Genomic DNA, 11478 nt, shown 5'->3' with positions numbered 1-11478 from the left:
CATAACGCAGGTGGGAGACCGGGTTCCGGTGGTCTCCCACCGGCGTTAGATTTCGGGCTGCTACTGGCACCATCTCCCCCGCCCAGTCCTAAGGACGTTGATGAAGAAGCTAGTTCTGGCAGTTGTGACCGCTGTCGCCGTGCTCGGCGCGGCGCTGATCCCCTCCGGAGCACCGGTGGAGGCCGCCTCGGCCGGGTTCGGCTCGGCCGTGTCCGCGATCAAGCAGCCGTCGTGGCAGACCAACTCCAGCGTGAACGCGCTCGCCGTCGCGGGTAACACCGTGTACGCCGGTGGGCTGTTCACCCGCATCCGGCAACCTGGCAAGCCGGCCGGTCAGGGCGAGATGGCCCGGACCTACATCGCCGCCTTCGACCGCACCACGGGCGCGCCGACCGGGTTCGCACCGAAGCTCAACGGCGCTGTCTGGTCGATCGCGACCAGTCCGGACGGCAAGTGGGTCGTGATCGGCGGTGACTTCACCACCGTCAACGGCATCAAGCGCAACCGGATCGCGATGTTCAGCGTGTCCACCGGCCGGATGGTCGCGGCCTGGGACCCCTCGGTCAGCAGCCGGGTCCGGGCGATCACCATCTCCAACGCCGCCGTCTTCTTCGGCGGCTCGTTCGGCCTGGTCGACAACGTCGGCCGCAACCGGCTCGCCGCGGTCCGGCTGATCTACGGCGACCTGCTGCCGTGGAACCCGAACGCCAACGACGACGTGTACGCGATCGACATGGCCGACAACCTCAGCCGGGTGTTCGTCGGCGGCCCGTTCAGCAGACTCAACAACAAGGACCACTACTCGCTGGCGATGGTCAACATCTCCAGCGGCGCCACCTACTCGATGCCCGCCGCGGCAGCCATCCCGAAGCCGACCGCGACCTGCACCACCCGGGTCAAGGACATCGACACGCTCGGCAACAAGGTCTTCGTCGCCAACGGTGGTGACGGCCGCGGCTGCTACGACGGCGTACTGGCGGCTGATGCCACCACTGGTCAGCTGCTCTGGCAGAACAAGTGCCTTGGCGCGACCGAGGCGATCAAGGCGATCGGCAACTGGGTCTACAAGGGCTCGCACGCTCACGACTGCAGCTCCAGCGGCGCCTTCCCCGAGGGCACCGGCACCCACTACCTGCTGGTGGAGAGCGGCATCGACGGCAAGATCGGGCCGTGGTTCCCGAACACCGACGCCGACCCGAACAGCAGCACCCAGGTCGGCCCGTTGGCGTTCGCGTCCGGCGGCAACGACCTTTGGGTCGGCGGTGACTTCCTGAACGTCAACGGCAAGATCCAGCAGGGGCTGACCCGGTTCACCAACGCCCTGGGAGGCGCGGCGCCGTCGACACCGAAGGCACCCGCGCTGTCCAGCACGGTGGCCAACCAGGTCTCGGTGAGCTTCAAGGACGGCTACGACCTGGACAACCTGACGCTGACCTACAACGTGTTCCGGGGTGCGACCAACATCAGTTCGCAGAAGCGGACCACGTACTTCTGGGAGCCGCGCAAGACGATCACGGTCGTCGACACGGGCGTGAAGAGCGGCCAGACGGTCAGCTATCACATCGAGATCCACGACGGGCGCAACCTCAGGAAGGGCCCGGCGTTCTCGGTGAAGGTCCGGTGAGCCGGGCCGACTGACTTCCGGCCGCACCAGGCGGCCCGGAAGTACATCCTTGAGGGGGGATGTTGTGAAGAAGGTGGGGATAATCGAGGGCACTCTCGACGAGGTGGCCGTCTACCCGGTCGCACTGGACGCCGATCAGGTCCGGGCGCACTATGAAGCACACTGAATCGGGGGGAACAACCATGCGACTACGAAGGATGACTGCTGCACTTGCCGCGACCGGCCTGGCACTGGCGATCGTGCCCGCACTGCCGGCGCCCGGTACCGGAGCATCGCTGACCGCGGTGGCCAACTCCGCCTGGCAGACCGACGCGAGTGTGCTCGGTCTCGCGGTGGCGAAGGGCAAGGCGTTCGTCGGGGGCCGGTTCACCCGGGTCCGCCCACCAGGCGCGGCGCCCGGCACCAGCCAGACGGTCCGGACCTACCTGGCGGCCTTCAACCAGACCACTGGCGCCCTCGACACCGGCTTCAACCACACGCTGAACAACGTGGTGTGGTCGATCGTCGCCTCGCCGGACGGTACGAAGATCTACGTCGGCGGTGACTTCACCCGCGTCGACGGCCAGGTCCGGAACCGGATCGCCGCCTTCGACGCCACCACCGGTGCCTTGCTGCCGAACATCAAGCCGAGCGTCTCCTACCGGGTCAAGACCCTCGCCGTCGGCGGCAGCAATCTGTACTTCGGCGGCTCGTTCGGCCTGGTCAACGGCGTCGCCCGGAACCGCGTGGCGGCGATCAGCACGATCAACGGCAGTCTGTTGCCGTGGAACCCGAACGCCAACGGCGACGTCTACGCCATCGACGCGGCCGACGACAACTCCAAGGTGTACCTGGGCGGCAACTTCTCCAGGATCGGCAGCACCAACCGCTGGGCCGTGGCGAGCGTGAACAACTCGACCGGCGCGTTGCTGCCGTTCGCGGCCGCGGCCGCGGTCCCGCTGCCGACCAGCCGGTGTGTCTCACGGGTCAAGGACATCGAGACCAGCGGCGGGGTCGTGTACTTCGCCAACGCCGGCGACGGTGGCGGCTGCTTCGACGGCACCTGGGCGGCCAACATCGCCACCGGAAGCCTGGTGTGGAAGAACAACTGTCTGGGTGCCACCGAGGCGATCACGATGGTCAACGGCTGGCTCTTCAAGGGCTCGCACGCGCACAGCTGCCCGGGAGCCTTCTCGGACGGCACGGGAGCTCACTTCCTGCTGCTGCAGAACCCGGCCAACGGCAACCTGGGCCCGTGGTTCCCGAACACCAATGCGGGACCGCCCACAGAGGTGGGCCCGCTGGTCTCGGCAACCGGCGGTGCCGACCTGTGGGTGGGTGGCGACTTCACCAGGGTCAACGGCGTCAACCAGCAGGGCCTGACCCGCTTCACCAACCTGGGTGCGGGCGCCAAGCCGCTGGGGCCGATCCTGCCGACCCTGACCAGTCCTACGACCGGGCAGGTGCGGGCCACAGTGCAGACGTCACTGGACAACGACGACATCACCCTGACCTACCGGTTGCTCCGCGGCGGAACCAACACGGTGGTGGCCACCACGACGGCGAACTCCACCTTCTGGAGCCGCCCGACGGTGACACTGACCGACACCACTGCCCCGTCCGGGACGTCGCAGCAGTACCGGATCGAGGTCTACGACGGGAACAACGCAGTACGAGGCGGCTACGCCACTGTCACTGTGCGGTAGCCCACAGCATCATTTAGCCGCTCCGCGGTGGACTGCGATGGCGCGATGGGCTTCGTGCCACCACAGCAGCAGAGTGCAGAACGACGCGGCGGCCAGCCCCCAAGCAGCACCCTTGGAGCCGTCCAGGAAGGCGCCACCGACGCCTGCGGCGATCAGGATGATCGAGGAGATCAGCCTGACCCGCAGGCCTCGCGTCGCCGCCGCCAGAGCACGCATGATGGCGAACGCGCCCGCGTTGGACGCTCCCAGGGCCTGCAGCAGGATGACGGGCACCAGCACGGTCCTGGCTTCAGCCCAGACGCCAGGACCCAGCAGTTCCCTTCCCACGACCTCAGGAAGCAGCAGGAACACAGCACCCCAGGCCAGTGCGCCTGCGCCGACTCCTAGCGAGATCGCCAGGCCGACAAGCCACAGGCGCCGGTAGGAGTGCTTGAGAGCCCGCGCAGCCTCCGGTACGGCGATCATGCGGATCCCCTGGTTCAGCACGTTCACAGGACCCAGCAAGACCTGCGCCCCGCGGATGCCGGCAGTTGCCGCGAGACTGGCAGCGACGGTGATCCCCACCATGTACACCTGGATCGTGCCGCTGACAGCCAGCATCTCCCCGACGTACTTCGGCGTGAGGTCCCGGTGACTCAGCAGCCACTCCCGGATCAACTGGCGACGTGGCATGACGCCTGCTTGGAACCGCCCGGCTACTGCGGCGATCACGGCACCCAGACCCCAGCCGAGCGTCAGCGAGAACGCAGTGGCCGACCCGGTGAGGTAGAGCCCGGCGAAGATCGCCCCCATCGCGAGCAGCCAGATCAGGTCGTTCAAGAAGGCCTTCTGGCCCTCCCCCACGACGAAGAAGGCCCACCGCCAGGCGTCCTGCAGCAGCAACCCGGGCAGGGTCACCGCGAAGGCGATCAGCACGCCTTTGGACGGTACGCCGGGGAACAACGCGATCGCGAGTCCCACGAGCATGCCGACCAGGCCGGCGAAGACGGCGGTCGCAGTACTGGCTCGGACGGCTCGTTCCCAGGCTGGGCTGCGGTCGCCGGAGTGGCGGACCGACAAGGGCTCGGTGGCGACTGCCCGGGAGACGTTGAGGGCGATCGTGTAGCCGCCGAACGCGAGCGCGTAGATGCCGAAGTCCGCCACACTGCTGCTGCGCGCGACGAACACGCCGACCGCCAGATTGCTCAGGCTGGACAGCGCTTGGTCGGCGAGCCCCCAACTCGCCCGGCCGGCCGGACCGGCCAGCCGCGACAGCTTCACAACGGAATCTTCAAGAGACCGGCCGCGGCGGGCGGCGCAGAATACCGACCGCGAACCGCGGGATCCCCAGCACGTAGCGGCGCCACAGCCGGCGCGGTTCCTTGTAGACCCGGTAGCTCCACTCGAGCCCCGACCGCTGCATCCATTGCGGTGCGCGGTCCACCCGGCCGGTGTGGAAGTCGAAGGCGGCGCCCACGCCGATCAGGATCGCCGCGTCCAGCCGGTCGCGGTGCTCGGCCATCCAGCGCTCCTGCTTCGGCGCGCCCAGCCCGACCCAGATGATGTCCGGCTCGGCCGCGTTCAGCCGCTCGACGATCTCAGCGTCCTCGGCCTCGGTCAGGGCCCGGTACGGCGGGGAGTAGGCCCCCACCACCTTCAGATCCGGGTGTTTGGCGACGAAGTTGTCGCGCAGCTTCTCGGGGACACCGTCGGCGCCGCCGTAGAAGTAGTGCGTCCAGCCGCGCTGCTCGGCCTCCGCCATCACGCGCTCGATCAGGTCCGGCCCGCACACCCGCGCCATCTGCTCGAACCCGGCCTTGCGGCCCGCCCAGACCAGCGGCATGCCGTCGGGCAGGGTCATCCCGGAGGTGTTGTAGACCTCCGTGAGCCGGCCGTCGGCGCGGGCGTGCAGCAACGCGTTCATGTCCGACACGCAGACCAGGTGCCGCTCGCCGTCGTCGATCCAGCGGGCGAACGTCTCGACGGTGTGATCCATGTGGGTGACGCTGACGTGGATGCCGAGCACGTCGACGCGCGGCTCGGTCGCCTGGACGGTCATCGCTCAGTCCTCGCTGGTCAGCGCGGCCAGGTCGGCATCCACCATGATCCGAACGAGTTCCGGCACGTGCACCTGAGCCTTCCAGCCCAGGTCCTCACGGGCCTTGGAGGGGTCGCCGATCAGCGAGTCGACCTCGGTCGGCCGCTCGTAGCGTGCGTCGTAGTCGACGAACTCCTTCCAGTCCATCCCGGCGTGCTCGAAGGCCAGCGAGACGAAGTCGCGGACCGAGTACGACGTCCCGGTGGCGACCACGTAGTCACCCGGCTGGTCGTGCTGCAGCATCCGCCACATGCCTTCGACGTACTCCGGTGCGTAGCCCCAGTCGCGGCAGGCATCCAGGTTGCCGAGGTACAGCCGCTTCTCCTGGCCGAGCTTGATCCGCGCCACCGCCCGGGTGATCTTGCGGGTCACGAACGTCTCGCCCCGGCGTGGGCTCTCGTGGTTGAACAGGATCCCGTTCACCGCGAACATGTCGTACGCCTCGCGGTAGTTCCGGGTCATCCAGTACCCGTAGAGCTTGGCCGCGCCGTACGGCGAGCGCGGGTAGAACGGGGTCTCCTCGTTCTGCGGCGGCGGGGTCGCGCCGAACATCTCCGAACTGCTCGCCTGGTAGAAGCGGCAGTTCAGCCCGATCATCCGGATCGCCTCGAGCAGCCGGGTGGTACCCATCCCGGTGGTGTCACCGGTGTACTCCGGCTCGTCGAAGCTGACCCGGACATGGCTCTGCGCGGCCAGGTGGTAGACCTCGTCGGGCTGGATCGCGGCGAGCAGCGTGACGAGGCGCGAGCCGTCGGTCAGGTCGCCGTAGTGCAGGAACAGCCGCTTGTCCTGCTCGTGCGGATCCGTGTACAGGTGGTCGATCCGGTGGGTGTTGAACGTGCTGGCGCGGCGGATCAGGCCGTGCACCTCGTACCCCTTGCCGAGCAGCAACTCGGCGAGGTACGAGCCGTCCTGGCCGGTGATCCCCGTGATCAGCGCCTTCTTCATGCGTTGTCTCCCAGCTGCTCGAGGTACCAGGCGTAGGTGCTGGCCACGCCTGGTTCGAGATCGATGTCGGGCTTCCAGCCCAGCGCCCGCAGCCGGCTCACGTCGAGCAGCTTGCGCGGGGTGCCGTCCGGCTTCGAAAGGTCGTTGCTGATGGCACCGGTGTAACCGACCACCCGGGCCACCAGCTCGGCCAGCTCGCGGATCGTGACGTCCTCGCCGACGCCGACGTTGATCGGCTCCGGCGCGTCGTAGTGCTCCAGCAGGTGCAGGCAGGCGTCGGCCAGGTCGTCCACGTGCAGGAACTCGCGCCGCGGCGTACCGGTCCCCCACAGCACCACCTCGGCCGCCCCCGCCCGCTTGGCGTCGTGGAACCGCCGGATCAGCGCCGGCAGCACGTGCGAGCTGGTCAGGTCGAAGTTGTCGTTCGGCCCGTAGAGGTTGGTCGGCATCGCCGAGATCCAGGACAACCCGTACTGCCGGCGGACGGCCTGGACCTGCATGATGCCGGCGATCTTGGCGATCGCGTAGGCGTCGTTGGTCGGCTCCAGCTCACCGGTCAGCAGGCTCGACTCGCGGATCGGCTGCTCGGCGTACTTGGGGTAGATGCAGGACGAGCCGAGGAACAGCAGCCGCGGCGTCCGGACCTCGAGCGCCGCGTCCATCAGGTTGACCTGGATGCGCAGGTTGTCGCTGAGGAACTCGGTCGGGTGGTCCCGGTTGGCCAGGATCCCGCCGACCCGGGCGGCCGCGTCGATCACCGCGACCGGGCGGTGCTCGGCGAGGAACGCGAAGGTCGCGGCCCGGTCGCGCAGGTCCAGCTCCGCGGAGGTGGCACCGATCAGCTGGGTGAAACCTTCCGCCTCGAGCCGGCGCCAGATGGCCGACCCGACCAGCCCGCGGTGGCCCGCGACGTACACCGGCGCGCTTCGGTCGATCGACATCAGTAGGCTCCCGAGCCGTAGATCACCGCACGCGCGGTCTTCCAGAGGATGAGCAGGTCCAGGGTCATCGACCAGTTGTCGACATAGCGCAAATCCAGCCGGACCGATTCGTCCCAGGACAGGTCGCTGCGGCCGCTCACCTGCCACAGCCCGGTGATCCCGGGTTTGACCAGCATCCGCCGGGTGTCGTCGGCGGCGTACAGCGCGACTTCCTCCGACAGCGGCGGCCGCGGGCCGACCAGGGACATGTCGCCCTTGAGGACGTTGAACAACTGGGGCAGTTCGTCGAGCGAGAAGCGCCGGATGTACCGGCCGAGCGGGGTCACCCGGGGGTCGTCGCGCAGTTTGAACATCACGCCGTTGCCGTCGCTCAGCGAGTACAGGTCGCTGAGCCGCTGCTCGGCGTCGGAGTACATGCTGCGGAACTTGAACATGGTGAACTCGGTGCCGGCCCGGCCGACCCGCGTCTGACGGAACATCACCGGCCCCGGGCTGGACACCTTCACGGCGATCGCGAGCCCGAGCAGCACCGGGGCCAGCAGCGCCACCATCAACGCGGCGGACACCCGGTCGAAGACAGCCTTGAGCAGGTGCGGTCCACCACTGACCGACGGACGCTCCAGGTGCAGCAGGGACAGGCCTGCCACCGGCCGGACGGAGATCCGTGGTCCGGCCACCTCGATGATGCCGGGCGACACGATCAGTTCGACGCCGCGTTGCTCCAGCGCCCACGACAACCGGCGCAGCGACTGCCCGGCCAGCTCGGGATCGGTGGTGACCGCGACGACGTCCACGGCATGCCGGTCCACCGCGGACAGGATGTCCGCCTCGTCCAGTTCGTCGGGAAGCAACGGCCCAGTGGCCTGGCCGTCCTCGCGCGGGCGGCAGAAAGCGATCACCCGGAACCCGTCGGTCGGACGGTTCTCGAGGTGCTCGCACAAGGTGGCCGCCGGTCCTCGGCGACCGACCACGAGAACCCGGTGCATGCACCGGCCGCTCACTCGGTGCCGGTGCAGATCCTTGCGGAGCGAGTACCGCAGCACCATGGCGACCGCGACGGTCGCCGGGATGGCCAGCACGACGAAACCACGGGCGATCTCCGCCCTGGTCGCGTAGGACACCATCGCCACCGCGGCGGTCAGTCCGACCCCCGAACGGAGAAGAGCCCGGAACTCGTCGGGTCCGGCACCGAAGTAGCGGGAGTCGTAGCCCTTCGACAGGGCCACGACGCCGACCCAGGCCAGTGGCAGCAGGCTGCTGATGACCAGGTAGCTGCTGCCGACCTGGTAGCCGAAGCGGCTCAGCAGGGCGATCGAGATGCCGACGACGGCGGCCAGGAGATCACCGCCCAGTGCGGCCCATCGGTAGACGCCGACCCAGCGGGGCTCGGTCGACCGGGACGGGGCCGGCACGATCGCGGGAACTTCGTGGGGCATGACCCACAGGGGAACAGTCCCGCCCGCGCGGGCGGGGGTGGTCACCTGGGCCGGCTCGCGCAACGGCGAGTCGGTCGAGGAGAGGTTCCGGGCGGTGGGGGCCTCCGCCGGCGAGGCGTCGTGGGGCGTCGCGGGCACATGTTTCCCTGCGCTCACACCAGCCCCTCGTCGTCACTGCGCGCCGACGCGCGCCTACAGCACTGCCGGGGCAGTCTTCAGGTTCGGCGATGACCGTGTCAAGTACGCTGGCGATTCACAGCGTCACGGCGTGTCGAACCCTGCCATGGCAGGCTTTCGGGCGACTTGCCGGGGTCAGCGGGTCGAGACTGCCTCCCGGGATTGCCGGCTCCGTCGAAGTCCGGTGCGCCCGAGCAGGACAGCGAAGTACAGGGCGGGGAGCAGGACGCCGATGAAGGACTCGTGGATGCGGCCGAGATAGGACAGCCCGGCGTGCACGCCGCCCCCCTCGCGCTCTGCCATCCCGAGCGCGGACACCGTCACCGGCACCACGGTCAGCACGGCATAGGTCAGGTAGCGGGTCGGCGGTGAGGTCTCGGCCGCCGGATCCAGGATTCCCTTGTCCGTAAGGTCGAAGACGATCGGCACCAGGAACCAGTAGCCAAAAGTCTCGGCGAGGTTGATCACCAGGCCGTCGGGATCGAGGATCAGGCCGACGATGACGCCCAGCAGGATCAGCGGTGGTACCAGCAGGAGCGCCCTGGGCACGGCCCGCCGGAGCGTGAGGTACGGCAGGACCAGCGCCAGCGCGATCATCGGCTCGTTGAGAGTCTTGAACCTGCTGGGCAGTTCGCTGTCGAGCAACAACAAACCGACGACCAGACAGCTGAGCGCGGCGACTGCGGTCAGCAGCCAGCGAGACCGGTCGGACAGCCTCGGCCTGGCGAACTGGATCCAGGCTGCCGCCACGAGAGCGAACAGATAGCCCTCGCTGTTGTAGCCGATTCTGCGAGCCAACCTGGCCGGCAGGACGTCGGCCAGCAGGTCGAGCAGGATCAGCCCGAGCAGCAGCGCCAGTCCCCCGTAGAAGATCCACCCCACCACAGCGCGCAGTCCGGCGCGGTCAGCCCCCATGTGACAACCCCTCCCCCAACACACCGGGCGAGTGACGTCGGGCCACCGATCACCCTGCGTGTTGCCGAGCATCGTACGAAGCGCTGGGCCGGGACGGTAGATCTGAGCCGTGATTCCTCCCGATCCGCGGGTCCGGGGAACCCCGTTGTCATCCGGCCTGCACGGGCAGTGACGCACCGCAGTCGGATTCCGCCCATTGCTGGCGGATCGCGCCCAGGTAGGCCAAACTGGGCGGGTGGCCGTTCAGGCCACCACGCCGGGGGGCGGGGATTCACTGCACAGCTGGGGGGCTGATGGCGTGCTGAGCCAATCAACTGATCGCCGAGAACATTTCGACGTGGCGGACCTGTCGCTGACGGCTGCCCGGATCAGCCCGGACCGGCGCGTCCTCGCTGATGTCCGGCTCGCGCTCGACGGCATCCAGTTGCCCTTCGACGATCTCGGCAGCGCGATCTCCGCACCGGACCCGGCGCCGGCCGGCCGGGTCCGGCTGATCGTCAGCGCCGAGCTCGCCGAAACGGCGATGCGCACCGGCTGCCTGGTCATCACCGACGACCAGGCCGGGCCGATCGCCACCTTGTCCGAGCTCGGACGGCATGATCAGAGTGATTCGGTAGCCCTCGAGGGCCGGCTGAGCCCGGTCCGGCGCGAGCGGCCGGCCGACGATCGCCACCTGGCGCCGGCGGACCTCACCACCACCGCGGCGCGTTTGGTCGTGGTGGTCGCCCGGCCCTTGACCAGCACGGATCTGGCCACCATCGAGCGCGAGTCGCACCGGCTCGACGCCGAGGTGGTCATCGTCGTCCCGGACGCCGGGCCGAGCCCGGACGGCGTACCGGCGCACGTGCTGCTCGCGTGTGTGGACACGGCTGCGGCCCGGTTGGGCGTCGCCGTCACCGTGACCACGAGCCCGCTGCTGTGGCGACCTGCCGCGGAGGCCGACCTGGCTCATCGGGTCGGTCAGGCCTACTCCGCCTCCGAGGTACTAGTCATCGGCGACGGCGACCCCGCGACCGCCTGGTCGACCCTGTACGCCGAACTGGTGGCGGGCCACTCCATCGCCACGGACGACGACGTGCTCGCGGCCCAGCTCCCCCAGTTGCTGAGGTGGAAGCCGCCGCGAGCGAGCCGCGGTTTGGTGGTGCTCTTCACCGGGCTGTCCGGCTCCGGCAAATCGACACTCGCCCAGTCGCTGGTCGACCACCTGGTCCGCACCAGCGGACGGACCGTCACCCTGCTCGACGGCGACGTGGTCCGCCGGATGCTGTCGTCCGGGCTGGGATTCACCCGCGGCGACCGTGATCTCAACGTCCGGCGGATCGGCTTCGTCGCGGCGGAGATCGCTCGGCACGGTGGCATCGCCGTCTGCGCTCCCATCGCGCCGTACGCCGACAGCCGGGCCGCGGTGCGCGAGATGGTCGAAGCGGTCGGTGATCTGGTGCTCATCCACGTCTCCACGCCACTGGAGGAGTGCGAACGGCGTGACGTCAAAGGCCTGTACGCCAAGGCCCGGGCGGGACTGGTCGAGCACTTCACCGGGATCACCGACGACTACGAGCTGCCCGCGGACGCGGATCTGCGGATCGACACCTCGCGGCTGGACCGGCAGACCTCGCTCGCGACCGTCGTCGATCATCTACGGACCGGCGGCTGGATCGCACCGGCGACCGGCTGA

The 11478-nt window shown here is 68.8% G+C and carries 9 protein-coding genes; 3 read left to right on the top strand and 6 right to left on the bottom strand.

Features of this window, described 5'->3' with window-relative positions; translation table 11 throughout:
- The first annotated feature begins 100 nt into the window (after positions 1-100).
- Positions 101-1624, top strand: coding sequence for a fibronectin type III domain-containing protein (locus ACQPYM_RS16800; protein ID WP_433021644.1), 1524 nt, complete (start codon positions 101-103; stop codon positions 1622-1624).
- Positions 1625-1821: 197 nt separating this feature from the next.
- Positions 1822-3309, top strand: a complete 1488-nt coding sequence (locus ACQPYM_RS16795; protein ID WP_433021642.1) for a fibronectin type III domain-containing protein — start codon at positions 1822-1824, stop codon at positions 3307-3309.
- A gap of 9 nt (positions 3310-3318) precedes the next feature.
- On the opposite strand, the gene ACQPYM_RS16790 is transcribed toward ACQPYM_RS16795, so the two are convergent.
- From ACQPYM_RS16790 to ACQPYM_RS16765, 6 genes are all read right to left on the bottom strand, one after another.
- A complete protein-coding gene (locus ACQPYM_RS16790) occupies positions 3319-4569 on the bottom strand; it encodes a hypothetical protein (RefSeq protein ID WP_433021640.1) in 1251 nt (416 codons plus the stop codon).
- A gap of 10 nt (positions 4570-4579) precedes the next feature.
- Positions 4580-5347 (bottom strand): WecB/TagA/CpsF family glycosyltransferase, encoded by a 768-nt coding sequence (locus ACQPYM_RS16785; protein WP_433021638.1) that lies wholly within the window; start codon positions 5345-5347, stop codon positions 4580-4582.
- A 3-nt stretch (positions 5348-5350) separates the two neighbouring features.
- Positions 5351-6334, bottom strand: a complete 984-nt coding sequence (gmd, locus tag ACQPYM_RS16780; protein ID WP_433021637.1) for a GDP-mannose 4,6-dehydratase — start codon at positions 6332-6334, stop codon at positions 5351-5353.
- Positions 6331-7275 carry a GDP-L-fucose synthase family protein gene (locus ACQPYM_RS16775; protein ID WP_433021635.1) on the bottom strand — a complete coding sequence of 315 codons (945 nt, stop codon included), beginning with the start codon at positions 7273-7275 and terminating at the stop codon, positions 6331-6333. Before ACQPYM_RS16775 ends, gmd begins: the two co-directional genes overlap by 4 nt.
- Complete coding sequence (locus ACQPYM_RS16770; RefSeq protein ID WP_433021633.1) at positions 7275-8867, bottom strand: sugar transferase; 1593 nt, start codon at positions 8865-8867, stop codon at positions 7275-7277. The genes ACQPYM_RS16775 and ACQPYM_RS16770 overlap by 1 nt, the downstream gene beginning before the upstream one ends.
- A 156-nt stretch (positions 8868-9023) precedes the next feature.
- On the bottom strand, positions 9024-9803 hold the full coding sequence (locus ACQPYM_RS16765; RefSeq protein ID WP_433021631.1) for a hypothetical protein: 780 nt from the start codon (positions 9801-9803) through the stop codon (positions 9024-9026).
- Positions 9804-10140: 337 nt separating this feature from the next.
- On the opposite strand from ACQPYM_RS16765, the gene cysC reads away from it, so the two are divergent.
- Positions 10141-11478 carry an adenylyl-sulfate kinase gene (gene cysC / locus ACQPYM_RS16760; protein WP_433021629.1) on the top strand — a complete coding sequence of 446 codons (1338 nt, stop codon included), beginning with the start codon at positions 10141-10143 and terminating at the stop codon, positions 11476-11478.

The sequence above is a fragment of the Kribbella sp. CA-294648 genome, assembly GCF_050943845.1.
GTDB lineage: Bacteria > Actinomycetota > Actinomycetes > Propionibacteriales > Kribbellaceae > Kribbella.
Note: the sequence above shows the minus strand (reverse complement) of the source record. Positions and strands in the feature narration are given on the sequence as shown.